Below are 13,100 nucleotides of genomic sequence, written 5' to 3' on the forward strand. Positions count from 1 at the left end.
GGTCGGGCCGTTCTTTAGCGTTTTGTCGGCGCGGCGGCGGGCGCGGCTTTGGTTTTTGGTTTGGCGACCCGCACCGGCTGGCCCGGCTGCACCTTTTGCAGGCCATCGACGATCACCCGGTCGCCGGGTTTCAGCCCTTGCAGGATCGACCACAGGCCGGCCTGCATGATCCCCAGTTTGACCGGACGCGGCGTCGCGATGTTCTTGGCGTCGAGCACCATCACCGTCGCGGCGTCGGCGGTCAGCTTGACCGCGCGCTGCGGGATAAGGACGCCGTTCGGCCGGCTGCCCGCCAGGATGCGCGCGCGCACGAACTGCCCGGGGACCAGCCGCGCGGCCGGATTGGGAAATTCGGCGCGCAACGCCGCGGTGCCGGTTGCTTCGTCGATCGATAGATCAAGGAAATCGAGATGGCCGACCACCGGATAGGGGGTGCCGTCCTCGAGGATCAGCTGTACTTCGACCCGCTCGAACTGCGGAATGTTCAGCTTGCCGGCCTCGATATCGCGCCGGATCGCCATCAGGTCCGAACTCGACTGGCCGAAATTGACATAGACGCGGTCGATCTGTTCGATGGTGGTCAGCAAGGTGCCCGCTCCGGCGCTGACCAGCGCCCCCTCGGTCACTTCGGCGCGCCGCGCCCGGCCCGAAATCGGCGCCGTCACGGTCGCATAACCCAGGTTAAGCCGCGCCGATTCCAGATTGGCGCGCGCCGCCGCGACATCGGCCTCGGCGGTGCGCTGCTGCGCGATCGCGGCGTCATATTCCTGTTTGCCGATCGCCAGATCGGCGAGCAGCGGCTGGTACCGTTTCACGACTTGGCGGGCGTTGGCGGCGGTCGCCTGGGCGCGGGCCAGCTGCGCGCGCGCGGCATTGGCGCTGGCGCTCAGCTGGCGCGGATCGATCCGGAACAGCGCGGTGCCCGCCGATACAAAACTGCCCTCGTTGAACAATCGCCGCTCGACGATGCCATCGACGCGCGCGCGCACTTCAGAGGTGCGATACGCCTGGACGCGGCCGGGCAGTTCGATGACATTCGGCACCGCTTGGGTGCTGATCGTCACGATATTGACCTCGGGCGGCGGCGGCGCTGGGGGCGCTTCGCCCGAACAGGATGCCAGAAACAGGGCCAGCGCGGCGACGCTGGCGCTTGCAAAGGAACGAGCGCGACTCATAAGGACCTCTGAATATCGATGTATTATGAAACGGGAATGGCGCAAAAAATGCGTTGCATAACGCAGCGTGTAATTTAGATTACAGAAAAGCGCAAGGGAGAGAATGACGGATGATAAAGTCCGAACTGATGGATTGTCAGGCGGCGGCGCCGTCGCTGCGCGAGCGGCGCCAGGGCGCAATCCTCGACGCAGCCGAGGCGTTGTTCCTCGAACAGGGTTATGAACGCACCAGCCTCGCTGAAATCGTCAAACGGTCGGGCGGATCGCTGGCAACGCTGTATGAATTGTTCGGCAACAAGCAGGGGCTGCTCCATGCCATCGCATCGAGATGGGGCAGTGAAACCGCGCTTGAACCCGTCGATCGCGACGCGGTGCCGCACCATTCGAACGCCGAAGTGCTGACCCGCTACGCACGCCGCCAGTGCGAAATGATGCGCTCGCCGCGCGCCGTCGCGCTGATGCGGATGCTGATTTCCGAAAGTTTGCGCGACCGCGAGTTCGCGTTGCAAATCTACCGCGACCTGCACATCCCGGCGGTCGACGAAATGTCGGCGCTGTTTGCCAAATGGGCCGCCGCGGGCGAGGCCAGGATCGACGATCCCGAAGCCGCCGCAAAACTGCTGCTCAGCATCGTGATCGGCGATTCGATGCTCCACACACTGGCTGGGCTCGAGGATGAGTGGCTCGACAACGACCAGCTAGACTGGCGCCTCCAGCCGTTTCTGTCGCATTTCAAGATCGCTTAGCTAGGTTGCCCGCCGCAGCATCTATTGACATGACTGTCAATAACTGAAAGCCTGCTGCTTTCCGCTTCGGGAGCAACGCGACTTGGCGACGACTGCCCTGCCATCGGCTGGCCGGCCCGGCGAAGCCGCTGCCTTGCGGCCGCGGAGCGTGGCGGCCTATGCCGCGACGGCGGGGCCGACCGTGATCCTTGGCCTGCCGTTCAGCGTCTATTTGCCGCCCTATATTGCCGAGGGCGGGGTGATTTCGGTGGCGCTGGTCGGGCTGCTCTTTTCGCTCACCACCATATGGGACGGCGTCGTCGATCCGCTGATCGGGACGATGGTCGACCGCGTCCGCACCGGGCTCGGCGCGCATCGGCGCTGGATGCTGCTGGCGCTGGCGCCGCTGGCGCTGCTGCTGCTCGCGCTGGTGACGGTGGGCGACCAGCTGCCCTTTGCGGCGCTGTTCCTGATGATGGTGCTCTTTTATTCCAGCTTCAGCCTGTACGAGGTCGCGCAACTGTCGTGGGGCTCGGCGCTGGTGCGTACGCCGCGCGACAGCGCGCTGCTGTACGGGATGCGCGACTGGTTCGCCAAGATCGCGCTGATCCTCGCCTTTGCCGCACCGGCGGCGGCGCAGTTGCTGATCCCCGGGGTCAGCCTGCAGGGGCGGATCATGGCCTATGCCAGCCTGTTCCTGCTCATGGTGCCGATTGCGCTGATCGCGATCCGCATTGTGCCGCCGCGACCGGTGATTGCTGAACCGGGGATCGGCTGGCGCCAGGAAATTCGCGCATCGCTGTCCTTTCCGCCGCTGATGCTGCTGCTCGGGGTGCAGTTCCTCAACAGCTTTGCTTTTGGGTCGCTGACCTCGCTCTTCGTCTTCTTCGCCGCCGCGGTGCTCGATCTCGACGGGCAGAGCGCGGTGCTGTTGTTCGCCAGCTTTATCGGGGGGGCGATCGCGTCGCCGATCTGGACGGTGCTGGCACGGCGCTACGGCAAGCCGCCGATGATGATCGCCATGGGGTTGCTGATCTCCAGCCTACTGATCGCGACGCTGTTTCAGCCGCCAAAGGGCGTCGGCCAGGCGGCGGGATTTTCGATCATGCTCGGCACGGGTTTCGTTGGACTTTTGTTCACCCATTCGATGCTCGCCGACCTCATCCCGCGCGACGCCGCGCGCTGCGGGCGCAGCCGGTCGGCCTTTCTGTTCGCGCTGCTCAACCTGATGCAGAAATTCGGCGTCGCCGCCGCGATCGCGGTCAGCTATCTGTTGCTCGACCTCGTCGGCTTCGACCCGCTCCGCGGTGATGCCGCGGCCCGCGAGCTGCATTTGCTGTTCGCGCTTCAGCCGACTGCCAGCTGGATGGTCATGGTCGGCCTGCTGATCTTGATGCGGCGGGCGCTGGCGCGAGAAGCCGACCCCGCACTTGCAATCGCTTCGCCGCGCCAGTAAAGGCCGCTGTCATTCGGACAGATGCGCCGTTTTCGTTCCGCCTTTCGCCGACACGCTCGGGGAGGGTGGGCGGACTATTGCCCAAAGCGTGCTTGACGCGCGGGGCATGGCAACCCATCTGGCCCGAAGCTGAATAATATTAGGACAGGACGATCGACATGGCGAAAACCAGCCCGGCTGAGTTTATCAATCAGGTGCGCGCCGAAGCCCGGAAAATCGTTTGGCCTACGGGACGCGAAACGGTGCAGACGACGATCATGGTGCTCATCATGACGACGATCCTGTCGCTGTTCTTTTTCGGCGTCGACACGGTTTTCAACGCGATCGTCAGCTGGCTGACGTCGCTCGCGCGCTAAACGCCGCGGCTTTCAGGGACAGGACACGGACACACATGGCGCGCTGGTACATCATTCACGCCTACTCGGGTTTCGAAAACAAGGTGCGCGATTCGGTGCTTTCCGAAGCCGAACGCATGGGCCTCACCGACTTTGTCGAAGCGGTCGAAGTGCCGGTTGAAACCGTCACCGAGGTCAAGCGCGGCAAGAAGGTTCAGGCCGAACGCAAATTCTTCCCCGGCTACGTCCTCGCCAAGCTGACGATGACCGACGATGTCTATCACCTCGTCAAGAACACGCCGAAGGTCACCGGCTTCCTGGGCTCGATGGGCAAGCCGCAGGCGATCAGCGAAGCCGAAGCCGCGCGCATCCTGAACAGCAAGGAAGAGGCTGCGGCCCGCCCGAAGCAGGAAATCCGCGTCGATTACGAAATCGGCGATCAGGTCAAGGTGCTCGATGGACCCTTCGCCAGCTTCAACGGGCTGGTCGAGGAACTCGATTTCGAAAAGGCGCGCGTCAAGGTGTCGGTGTCGATCTTTGGCCGCGCCACCCCGGTCGAGCTCGACTTCGAACAGGTCGAACGCTTCAAATGATTTTGCCTTCCCCCTTGATGGGGGAAGGATACGCAGCCTTATCGCGCAGCGATTAGGCGAAGTTGGATGGGGGTGAGGGTGCGTCCTGGCACCGTCGCTTCAGGCTGAAGCCGCACCCCCTCCGCTGCAACTAGCCAGCAAAGCTGGCAAGTTTCGCTGCCTCCCCCATGAAGGGGGAGGGTAAGGGGGCCGCACGATGACAATCCTCTCCCCCGATCAAATCCAGGACCGCATCGAGCGCGCGCGAGAGATTCACGCCAGCGTCGACGCGGCGAAAGTCGTCGGCGCGGTCGCGCGGCTGTTCGATCTGAGCCCCGCCGACGAACCCGATGAATTTACGTTTCCGGCGCTCGCGACCACCGCGCGCGAGCGGATTTTCGGCGGGCAGGTGATCGCGCAGGCGATGGTCGCCGCGGCGCGCACCGTCGGTGCGGGCAAAGAGGTTCATTCGCTCCACGCCTATTTCCTGCGCGGCGGCGACGAGACCAAGCCGCTGCATTTCCGCGTCCACCGCGATTTCGACGGGCGCAGCTTTGCCAACCGCCGCGTCGTCGTGCGGCAGGACGGCAAGGTCATCTTCAACCTCACCGCCTCGTTCCAGCTGCCGGCGCTGGGTCTGGCGCATCAGGTGCCGATGCCCGACCTGTTGCCGCCCGAGGAATGCCGCGACTTTCTGGAGACGATCGCCGCCGATCCGAATATTTCGGATCAGGCGTTCGCGCATATGGCGCGGCGGCGGCCCTTTGAGCTGCGCAACCACCGTCCGCCTGCATCGGCGAAGGCGACCCAGCATTATCAATGGTTCCGCGTCGCCGCATCGATCGGCGACGACCCGCTGGTGCACCGCGCCTTCCTCGCCTTTGCCTCCGATATGGGGCTGTTGTCGTCGGCGATGCTGCCGCACGGGCTCAACTGGTCGACCCCGGGGCTGTTTTCGACCAGCCTCGACCATGCGATGTGGTTTCACAATGACATCCGCGTCGACGAATGGTTCGTGTTCGTGATGGACAGCGACTGGACCGGCGGCAGCCGCGGGATCAACCGCGGTTCGATCTATCGCCGCGACGGCACCCTGATCGCCTCGGCGGTGCAGGAAGGGTTGTTGCGCTACGATCCGCCCGCATAAGGCTTGTTTTTCGCGGTGTTTGCGCTTATGCGCGCCGCTTCGCGTCAGATACGGGCGTGATTCCGCGCGGGAGGAAGGGGTGATGCCCTTCTGTTCGACCGCTTATTTTGAGCCCCGGACCGGGTCCGGGGCGACAGAAAGATAGGAGGCCTTCATGGCTAAGAAGATCAGCGGCTACATCAAGCTGCAAGTTCCGGCAGGGACCGCAAACCCCTCGCCGCCGCTCGGGCCGGCACTCGGCCAGCGCGGTGTCAACATCATGGAATTCTGCAAGGCGTTCAACGCCGCGACGGATGGCATGGAAAAAGGCACCCCGACCCCGACCATCATCACCGTGTTCGCCGACAAGAGCTTTTCGTTCGTCACGAAGACCCCCCCGGCGACCTATCTGATCAAGAAGGCCGCAAACCTGAAGTCGGGTTCGAAAGAGCCGGGCAAGATCAGCGGCGGCAAGATCGCCCGCTCGAAACTGACCGAAATCGCCGAGATCAAGATGAAGGATCTCAACGCGAACGATCTGGAACAAGCGACGAAGATCATCGAGGGCAGCGCGCGCTCGATGGGCCTCGAAGTGACGGAGGGCTGATCCGATGGCAAAGCTGACCAAAAAGCAGAAATCCCTCGAGGGCAAGGTTGACAGCCTCAAGCTGCACACCGTCGACGAAGCGCTCAAGACCGTGCGCGAGCTGGCCTCGGCCAAGTTCGACGAAACGCTCGAAATCGCGATGAACCTGGGCGTCGACCCGCGCCACGCCGACCAGATGGTCCGCGGCGTCGTGACGCTGCCCGCCGGGACCGGCAAGGACGTCAAGGTTGCCGTGTTCGCACGCGGCGACAACGCCGACAAGGCGCTGGCCGCCGGCGCCGACAAGGTCGGTGCCGAAGACCTGATGGAAGACATGCTCGCGGGCAACCTCGACTATGGCCGCGTCATCGCGACGCCGGACATGATGGGCATCGTCGGCCGCCTCGGCAAGACGCTGGGTCCGAAGGGCCTGATGCCGAACCCGAAGCTGGGCACCGTGACCCCGAACGTCGCCGAAGCCGTGAAGGCCGCCAAGGGCGGTCAGATCGAATTTCGCGTCGAAAAGGTCGGCATCATCCACGCCGGCCTGGGCAAGCTGTCGTTCGGCGAGGAAAAGCTCCGCCAGAACTTCGACGCCTTCGTCGATGCGATCGTCAAGGCGAAGCCGGCCGGCGCGAAGGGCAAATATGTCCGCAAGATCGCGCTGTCGTCGTCGATGGGCCCGGGCGTGAAGGTCGATACGGCCGACGTGACCGGCACCTGATCGAAGCGCACATGATTTAGGGAAGGGCCGGGGGAAACTCCGGCCCTTTTCTTATGGGCTGGTCTGGGGGTGGCGGACGGCCATGGCCTCCTTTTGTCGTCGCGGGGCCGGTCCGGTCGGCGCAAGGGCTGCGTGATATTCCAAAGTTCAGTAAAGTTCAGCCCTGTGCGCACCCCGATTTGGACCTCGCGTCGTGCTGGACGCGCCGACACGCCCCGCCATGGTCGTACCGGCAAGCCGGGCAGCGACCGCTTTATCCACCAAATGAAAGAGCGGGATGAAGGCTGGCACAGCGGAATAATGTAGGAAAGGCCTTTTTGAAGGCGACGCCTGCTTTGGGGTGGGGAGCGGACATCCTGCCGTCGTCACCCCCGACTTGATCCGGGGTCCATGACCTCTTGCGCCGCGCTATGCCGCGAGGGCGGATGGGTCCCGGATCATGTCCGGGATGACGAAATCGGAGGTCTGTGATCGGTCGAAAGCAGCCACGCCCCATTTCCGCTCGTGTCGAGCGAAGTCGAGACACCCATCGAGATAGCGCCGCGCCTGAGGGGCATCTCGACTTCGCTCGATGCGAACGGGATTGAGAGAGACGTTTACTCGCGCAGCCCCCGCATCGCCGCGCCCGCCGCGAACGGCCCGATCATCGTCAGCAGCAAGCTCGTCGCGGCCAGCAACTTCATCGCCCCGCGTCCCGACGGGTCGAGCATTCCGGCGCCAAAGATCAGCAGGGGCACCGCGAGCGGCAGCACCAGCAGCCCGCCGATCGCGTTCCCTCCTTTCAGCCCCGCGGTCAGCGCCGCGCTCAGCACCGCCAGCGACGCCAGCGCCGGGATCGCAATCGCAATGCCGACCGCCAGCACGTCCACCCGCGCCGCATCCTGCGCCAGCAACGCCGCTGCGGGGAGCAGCGCGATCATCAACGGCAGCCCAAAAGCGATGGCGTGTGCGATGATCTTCACCGTCGCAATCACTTCGTCGGCGATCCCGCGCACCGCGAGCTGGTCGAGCACTCCGGCATCGCGGTCGGGCCGCACCAGCCGGTCGATCGGTAGCAATGCCGCGAGCAACGCCGCGACCCACACCATCCCGCCGCCCGCGCGGCGCAGCAACGGCGCATCCGGTCCCACCGCAAAAGGAAAGGCGGTGGCGACGAGCAAGAAGAACAGCACCGGCAACCACAGCGCCCCGCTGCCCCAAGCACGACGCAGGTCGCGCCAGAACAGGGCGAGGAGGGTGGTCATGCGCATTCCTCGTCATTGCGAGGCGCGTAGCGACGAAGCAATCCCCAGCTATCGACCTCGTGCAAGATCGACAGCTGGGGATTGCTTCGCTTCGCTCGCAATGACGGATGAATCGTCATGCCGTCGCCCCCATATCGAGCTCAGCCAGATCATCGCCCCCCAGCGCAAAATGCGACGCTAGCAGCACCGCGCCGCCATTCGCCCGATGCGCCGCGATCGCCATGACGAGCCGCGCCTGCGCCGCATCGTCCATGCCGTTGGCAGGCTCGTCGAGCAGCCAGATCGGCGCCCCGCTCGCAATCACGCGCACCATCGCGGCGCGCTTGCGTTGCCCGGTCGACAGCATTGCGACCGGTACGTCGCTCAGCGGCGCCAGCGCCATCGCCGCCATCGCGCGGTCGACGGCATGGCCATCGACGGTATCGACCCGCGCCCAGAAATCGAGCGCGCGGCGCAGCGGCAGTTCGGGGTCGAGCGCCGAGGCTTCGTCGATCAGCGCGCTGCGCCCGCGGCGCTCGACCGTCCCCGCCGCCGCGTGCAGCAATCCCGCGGCCAGACGGATCAGGCTCGATTTGCCCGCGCCATTGGGGCCGCGCAGCCACAGCGCCGCGCCGGGATTGAGCGCCAGCGACAGATTTTCAAATAGCAGCCGGTCGCCGCGAATACACGCCACATTGTCGAGCCGCAGCAACTCGCTCACGCCATATCTTCCAGCGCGTGCATATCATCGTCCGAAAAGCCGAAATGATGTCCGATCTCGTGGATCAGCACATGGCGGACCAGCCGGTCGAGCCGCTCGCCGGTCTCGATCCACTCGACCAGGATCGGCACGCGGTACAGCGTCACCCGGTCGGGCATCCCGCCGCTTTCGCTGACGCTGCGTTCGGTCAGCGGGCGGCCTTCGTACAGGCCGGTCAGCTCATAAGGATGCTCGATGTCGAGTGATTTCAGTACCGCGTCGTCGGCAAACTCCTCGATGGCGATCACCACGCCCTCGATATGCGGCTTGAACACATCGGGCATCGTCGCCAGCGCCGCCTCGGCCATGGCGAACAGCGCATCGGCGTCGGGCGCGGTTCCGGTCCAGATGCCAGACAGGGCGGGGGGCAGGGCAGACTTGTCGCTCATCGCGCCCTTCCTTATGGCGGGCGCACGGCCTTTACCAGCGGGAGAACAATCATGGTCCAGAAACTCGACGACGACGCCCGCACCGCCTTGCTCGCGCGTTTCCCCGACTGGGCGCACGAACCGGCGCGCGACGCGATCACCCGCCGCTTCAAATTCGCCGACTTCGCGCAGGCGTTCGGCTTTATGGCCAGCGTTGCCATCATCGCCGAAAAAATGGACCATCACCCCGAATGGTCGAACATCTATAACCGCGTCGACATATTGCTGACGACGCACGACGCCGATGGGTTGTCAGAACGCGATGCGCGGCTGGCCGAAGCGATCGAGCGGCTGCTCTGATCGCATGATCCGCTTTGACCCGTCGCATCAGCTGCTCGCCGTCGGGGTCGCGATCCTCGCGGGGTTTGTCGATGCGATCGGTTTCGTCGAATCGGCGGGTTTTTTTGTGTCGTTCATGACCGGCAATTCTACCCGGCTCGCGGTCGGGCTGGCCGAGGGACAGCACGCGGCGCTCGTCGCCGCGATCATCATCGCGGTCTTTGTCGCGGGCGTCGTGGCGGGGGCGCTGGTTGGCGCGCACGCCGGACGGCGGCGGACCCCCGCCGTGCTGCTCGGCGTGACCATCTTGCTGGCAATTGCAACCACGCTGCGGCTCGACGGTGAGGCTTGGGGAGCAATCCTGTCGCTCGCGCTCGCGATGGGTATTGCCAATGCCGCCATCGCGGGCCGCGACGGGGCGGTGGTCGGGGTCACCTATATGACCGGCACTTTGGTGCAGATGGGGCAGAAAATGGCCAATGCCCTGCGCGGCGAGGGCGATCGCCGCTGGCTGCACCATTTCGGTTTGTGGGCGGCGCTGGTCGGCGGCGCGTTGCTTGGCGCGCGCGCTGTGCTCTGGTCGCCGCCGCTGGCTTATGTGCTGGCGGTGGGGCTGGCCGCGGCGCTCGCGCTCCGCGCGGGCTGGATCGTCCGGCGAACCGTATAGGCCCATCGCTCGGGCCTTGCCTTCGCGCATGATCCGTTCCAAACGACCGCAATAAAGTAACAATGGGGAGCCGACTACATGACCAACAGCCTGTTGCGCCGTAAACCGATCGTTCCGGAACAGCAGGAGGGGCATGGGCTCGCCCGCACGCTTGGCTGGCCGCATCTGATCGCGCTCGGCGTCGGCGCGATTGTCGGCACCGGCATCCTGACCCTCATCGGGGTTGGCGCAGACAAGGCGGGGCCCTCGGTCATCCTGTCCTTCGCGATCGCCGGGCTGATCTGCGCCTGCGCCGCGCTCGCTTATGCCGAAATGGCGACGATGATCCCCGCGTCGGGCAGCGCCTATACGTACAGCTATGTCGTCATCGGCGAACTGATCGCATGGGTGGTCGGGTGGAGCCTGATCCTCGAATATTCGCTGGTGGTCAGCGCGGTCGCGGTCGGCTGGTCGGGCTATGCCGCGCCGTTGCTGGAGGCGTGGGCCGGGGTGCCGATGGCGTTGATGCAGGGGCCGGAACTTGGCGGTATCGTCAATCTGCCCGCGATCGCGATCATCGCGGTGGTGGCGGGCCTGCTGCTCGTCGGCACGCGCGAAAGCGCGACGCTCAACGCGACCCTCGTGGTCGTCAAAGTCATCGCGCTGGTGATCTTTGTCGCGGTCGCGCTCCCCGCCTTCAACGCCGCCAATCTCGAACCCTTCAGCCCCTATGGATTTGCCAAGCATATGGGCCCCGACGGCGTAGAGCGCGGTGTGATGGCCGCCGCGGCGATCATCTTTTTCGCCTTTTACGGCTTCGACGCCATTGCCACCGCGGCTGAGGAAACGCGCAACCCCGACCGCGACCTCAAGATCGGGATCGTCGGGTCGATGTTCGTCTGCGTCGTCATCTATATCGCGGTCGCAGTCGCTGCGGTCGGCGCCATCGCCTACACCCGCTTTGCCAACAGCCCCGAACCGCTGGCGCTGATCCTGCGCGAACTGGGCAGCCCGCTGGCGGCGCAATATCTCGCGGTGTCGGCGATCATCGCGTTGCCGACCGTCATCCTCGCCTTTTTCTATGGCCAGAGCCGCATCTTTTTCACCATGGCGCGCGACGGGTTGCTTCCCGCCAGCCTGGCCAAGCTGTCGTCGCGCGGGACGCCGGTGCGGATCACCATCTTCACCGCGCTTGTCGTCGCGGTGCTGGCGGGCTTCATCCCGCTCGGCGAGCTGGCGGCGCTGGCCAATGCCGGAACGCTGGCGGCGTTCATCGCGGTGTCGCTGTGCATGCTGATCATGCGCGTCCGGGCGCCCGATGCGCCGCGCACCTTCCGTGCGCCATTGCCATGGGTAGTCGGCCTCGGCGCGATCGGCGGCTGCCTCTACCTCTTCTACAGCCTGCCGGCGCAGACGCAGCTGTGGTTCCTGGTGTGGAATGTCGGCGGGCTGGGGGTCTATTTTCTCTACGCCCGGCGGAATGCAGTGGTCGGGTAGCTGGAGCATAAATCTTCGTCATTGCGAGGAGCGAAGCGACGCGGCAATCCAGAGGTGGCGTAAACCGCTCTGGATTGCTTCGCTTCGCTCGCAATGACGAATCGAGAGAGTAGAAGAGGTTCGTCGAGGCTTGGGGTCCGCGCTCAGTCGAACAACTCGCTCAAAAAGCTCTTCTTGTAATTCTTCTTGTACGGCTTGCTGCCGTAATAGCGGTCGTCGTGCCCCTGCTCGCGATACTGCGGCGGCTGCTGATAGGGCTGCTGCGGCGGAGGTGGCGGTGCCGACGCGCGCGGGGCAGGGGCCGCCGCCGCTTCGCTGCGCTCGATGATCTTGTCGAGCTCGCCGCGGTCCAGCCACACGCCGCGGCATTGCGGGCAATAATCGATCTCGATTCCCTGTCGCTCCGACATCGTCAAATTCACGCGGCAGGTCGGGCAAAGCAGCCCTGGGGCATCGGTCACGGATTTTCCTTTCCTTCGGGGGGTAACGCCGGGTTCAACGCAGCAGGGGCGCCGCGCGTTCCGCCTCACCTAGATGGCGTTTTCCAGTCAAACGGCAAGGGTGCCTCGCGAAAGGCAAAGCGGTCGAGGTGCCGCGCGACGGCGCCCTGCAATCCTTCCAGCTGCGCGGCGACGCTGGCGTCGATGCGGACCGACAGGGCGTCGGGTCCGGCGTCGAAAGTCACCAGCGCATCGTCCGGCCAGTCGGCGCCGCGGGCGTCCTTCGGAAAGGTCACGGTGCCGCGGTCGGCGGTGAAGTTGACGGGCAAATTATGCTGCCAGTGCTTGCACAGCTGTTGCAGATATTTGCTGGCGTGGGCGGTCGGCACCGCCGCGATGGCGCTGACCGCCATCACAGCCGCTCGATCTTTTGCGCCGCCTCGTCGATCAGCGCGACAATGTCGTGCAGCGCCGCCTTGTCGAGGTCGCGGTCGCTCAGCCGGTCGAGCAGTACCTGGCGCAGATTGCCCATCGCGCGGCGGATCGATGCCGAATCGGTGCGCTGCGTTTCTTCGCCGACCGCGGTCAGCCGCGCCATCGCGGCATCGACGGTTTCGGTGTTGGCTGCCAGCTCGGCGCGTCCGGCATCGGTGATCGCGAACAGCTTTTTGGCGCCCTCGCTCTGCTGCGCTTCGATCTGGCCCATGTCATCGAGCATCGTCAGCGTCGGATAGATGACCCCGGGGCTGGGCGCATAGGCGCCCCCGGTCAACTCCTCGATCTGGCGGATCAGGTCGTATCCGTGGCGCGGTTCGTCGGCGATCAGCTTGAGCAGCACCAGCCGCAGCTCGCCGCTGTCGAACATCCGTTGCCGTCCGCCGCGCTCGCCCCGGCCGCCGCCACCGCGTCGGCCGCTAAAGCCGTGCCCGAAGCCATGGCCAAAGCCGCGTCCGGCGCCGCGATGCATCGCATGCCGCCCGCCACAACCGCGGCCATTCATTTTCGCATAAAAAATCATTATCATTCCTTTTGAGTGATTCTTGATGCGTCTACGATATATCTTAAAGCGAACTTTGCAAGAGGGCGATTGCACGCTGCGCGACACTTTCGCCAACTTCCGCCCCGCGC

17 protein-coding genes are annotated in these 13,100 nt (G+C 65.0%); 10 read left to right on the forward strand and 7 right to left on the reverse strand.

The features are described 5' to 3' along the window. Positions 1–14: 14 nt before the first annotated feature. Positions 15–1,175, reverse strand: a complete 1,161-nt coding sequence (locus tag FFS68_RS09280; RefSeq protein WP_137752916.1) for an efflux RND transporter periplasmic adaptor subunit — start codon at positions 1,173–1,175, stop codon at positions 15–17. A gap of 110 nt (positions 1,176–1,285) precedes the next feature. Here FFS68_RS09280 and FFS68_RS09285 point away from each other — a divergent pair, with 110 nt between their 5' ends. From FFS68_RS09285 to rplA, 7 genes are all read left to right on the forward strand, one after another. Next, entirely contained in the window at positions 1,286–1,921 is a 636-nt protein-coding gene (locus FFS68_RS09285) for a TetR/AcrR family transcriptional regulator (protein ID WP_137752917.1), read from the forward strand. 82 nt (positions 1,922–2,003) lie between these two features. Next, a complete protein-coding gene (locus FFS68_RS09290; protein WP_171003798.1) occupies positions 2,004–3,356 on the forward strand; it encodes an MFS transporter in 1,353 nt (450 codons plus the stop codon). Positions 3,357–3,514: 158 nt separating this feature from the next. Further along, positions 3,515–3,712 carry a preprotein translocase subunit SecE gene (gene secE, locus FFS68_RS09295; RefSeq protein WP_137752919.1) on the forward strand — a complete coding sequence of 66 codons (198 nt, stop codon included), beginning with the start codon at positions 3,515–3,517 and terminating at the stop codon, positions 3,710–3,712. A gap of 35 nt (positions 3,713–3,747) precedes the next feature. Then, positions 3,748–4,284, forward strand: a complete 537-nt coding sequence (gene nusG / locus FFS68_RS09300) for a transcription termination/antitermination protein NusG (protein WP_037516051.1) — start codon at positions 3,748–3,750, stop codon at positions 4,282–4,284. Positions 4,285–4,480: 196 nt separating this feature from the next. After that, complete coding sequence (locus FFS68_RS09305) at positions 4,481–5,410, forward strand: acyl-CoA thioesterase domain-containing protein (protein ID WP_137752920.1); 930 nt, start codon at positions 4,481–4,483, stop codon at positions 5,408–5,410. 154 nt (positions 5,411–5,564) lie between these two features. Then, positions 5,565–5,996: a 50S ribosomal protein L11 gene (rplK, locus tag FFS68_RS09310; protein WP_120218097.1), complete on the forward strand. Its 432-nt coding sequence runs from the start codon at positions 5,565–5,567 to the stop codon at positions 5,994–5,996. A 4-nt stretch (positions 5,997–6,000) separates the two neighbouring features. Beyond that, positions 6,001–6,699, forward strand: coding sequence for a 50S ribosomal protein L1 (rplA, locus tag FFS68_RS09315; protein ID WP_137752921.1), 699 nt, complete (start codon positions 6,001–6,003; stop codon positions 6,697–6,699). A 596-nt stretch (positions 6,700–7,295) separates the two neighbouring features. Here the strand turns inward: rplA and FFS68_RS09325 are convergent. From FFS68_RS09325 to FFS68_RS09335, 3 genes are all read right to left on the reverse strand, one after another. After that, on the reverse strand, positions 7,296–7,943 hold the full coding sequence (locus FFS68_RS09325) for a heme exporter protein CcmB (RefSeq protein ID WP_137752922.1): 648 nt from the start codon (positions 7,941–7,943) through the stop codon (positions 7,296–7,298). 115 nt (positions 7,944–8,058) lie between these two features. Further along, complete coding sequence (ccmA, locus tag FFS68_RS09330; RefSeq protein WP_137752923.1) at positions 8,059–8,643, reverse strand: heme ABC exporter ATP-binding protein CcmA; 585 nt, start codon at positions 8,641–8,643, stop codon at positions 8,059–8,061. After that, positions 8,640–9,071, reverse strand: a complete 432-nt coding sequence (locus FFS68_RS09335; protein ID WP_137752924.1) for a metallopeptidase family protein — start codon at positions 9,069–9,071, stop codon at positions 8,640–8,642. The genes ccmA and FFS68_RS09335 overlap by 4 nt, the downstream gene beginning before the upstream one ends. Before the next feature lie 51 nt (positions 9,072–9,122). Here FFS68_RS09335 and FFS68_RS09340 point away from each other — a divergent pair, with 51 nt between their 5' ends. The 3 genes from FFS68_RS09340 (at position 9,123) to FFS68_RS09350 (ending at position 11,532) form a co-directional block, all read left to right on the forward strand. Then, positions 9,123–9,410, forward strand: coding sequence for a 4a-hydroxytetrahydrobiopterin dehydratase (locus FFS68_RS09340; protein WP_137752925.1), 288 nt, complete (start codon positions 9,123–9,125; stop codon positions 9,408–9,410). Positions 9,411–9,414: 4 nt separating this feature from the next. Continuing rightward, complete coding sequence (locus tag FFS68_RS09345; RefSeq protein WP_137752926.1) at positions 9,415–10,056, forward strand: YoaK family protein; 642 nt, start codon at positions 9,415–9,417, stop codon at positions 10,054–10,056. 78 nt (positions 10,057–10,134) lie between these two features. Beyond that, positions 10,135–11,532, forward strand: coding sequence for an amino acid permease (locus FFS68_RS09350; RefSeq protein WP_137752927.1), 1,398 nt, complete (start codon positions 10,135–10,137; stop codon positions 11,530–11,532). 143 nt (positions 11,533–11,675) lie between these two features. On the opposite strand, the gene FFS68_RS09355 is transcribed toward FFS68_RS09350, so the two are convergent. The 3 genes from FFS68_RS09355 to FFS68_RS09365 all read right to left on the reverse strand — a co-directional run bounded on the left by FFS68_RS09355 (position 11,676) and on the right by FFS68_RS09365 (position 12,990). After that, positions 11,676–11,993 (reverse strand): zf-TFIIB domain-containing protein, encoded by a 318-nt coding sequence (locus FFS68_RS09355; protein WP_212742340.1) that lies wholly within the window; start codon positions 11,991–11,993, stop codon positions 11,676–11,678. A 65-nt stretch (positions 11,994–12,058) separates the two neighbouring features. After that, entirely contained in the window at positions 12,059–12,385 is a 327-nt protein-coding gene (locus FFS68_RS09360; RefSeq protein WP_137752928.1) for a DUF2218 domain-containing protein, read from the reverse strand. Next, positions 12,385–12,990, reverse strand: coding sequence for a PadR family transcriptional regulator (locus FFS68_RS09365; protein ID WP_249340103.1), 606 nt, complete (start codon positions 12,988–12,990; stop codon positions 12,385–12,387). Before FFS68_RS09365 ends, FFS68_RS09360 begins: the two co-directional genes overlap by 1 nt. Between the last annotated feature and the right edge of the window lie 110 nt (positions 12,991–13,100).

The sequence above is a fragment of the Sphingopyxis sp. L1A2A genome, assembly GCF_005502465.1.
Taxonomy (GTDB): domain Bacteria; phylum Pseudomonadota; class Alphaproteobacteria; order Sphingomonadales; family Sphingomonadaceae; genus Sphingopyxis.

Bases quoted from the DNA above. Each gene is read 5' to 3' on its own strand.
- FFS68_RS09305 (WP_137752920.1), top strand. From the start codon at position 4,481: ATGACAATCCTCTCCCCCGATCAAATCCAGGACCGCATCGAGCGCGCG.
- rplA (WP_137752921.1), top strand. From the start codon at position 6,001: ATGGCAAAGCTGACCAAAAAGCAGAAATCCCTCGAGGGCAAGGTTGAC.
- FFS68_RS09365 (WP_249340103.1), bottom strand. From the start codon at position 12,990: ATGATTTTTTATGCGAAAATGAATGGCCGCGGTTGTGGCGGGCGGCAT.
- nusG (WP_037516051.1), top strand. From the start codon at position 3,748: ATGGCGCGCTGGTACATCATTCACGCCTACTCGGGTTTCGAAAACAAG.
- FFS68_RS09280 (WP_137752916.1), bottom strand. From the start codon at position 1,175: ATGAGTCGCGCTCGTTCCTTTGCAAGCGCCAGCGTCGCCGCGCTGGCC.
- FFS68_RS09285 (WP_137752917.1), top strand. From the start codon at position 1,286: ATGATAAAGTCCGAACTGATGGATTGTCAGGCGGCGGCGCCGTCGCTG.
- FFS68_RS09350 (WP_137752927.1), top strand. From the start codon at position 10,135: ATGACCAACAGCCTGTTGCGCCGTAAACCGATCGTTCCGGAACAGCAG.
- FFS68_RS09325 (WP_137752922.1), bottom strand. From the start codon at position 7,943: ATGACCACCCTCCTCGCCCTGTTCTGGCGCGACCTGCGTCGTGCTTGG.
- rplK (WP_120218097.1), top strand. From the start codon at position 5,565: ATGGCTAAGAAGATCAGCGGCTACATCAAGCTGCAAGTTCCGGCAGGG.
- secE (WP_137752919.1), top strand. From the start codon at position 3,515: ATGGCGAAAACCAGCCCGGCTGAGTTTATCAATCAGGTGCGCGCCGAA.
- FFS68_RS09340 (WP_137752925.1), top strand. From the start codon at position 9,123: ATGGTCCAGAAACTCGACGACGACGCCCGCACCGCCTTGCTCGCGCGT.
- FFS68_RS09360 (WP_137752928.1), bottom strand. From the start codon at position 12,385: ATGGCGGTCAGCGCCATCGCGGCGGTGCCGACCGCCCACGCCAGCAAA.
- FFS68_RS09335 (WP_137752924.1), bottom strand. From the start codon at position 9,071: ATGAGCGACAAGTCTGCCCTGCCCCCCGCCCTGTCTGGCATCTGGACC.
- FFS68_RS09345 (WP_137752926.1), top strand. From the start codon at position 9,415: ATGATCCGCTTTGACCCGTCGCATCAGCTGCTCGCCGTCGGGGTCGCG.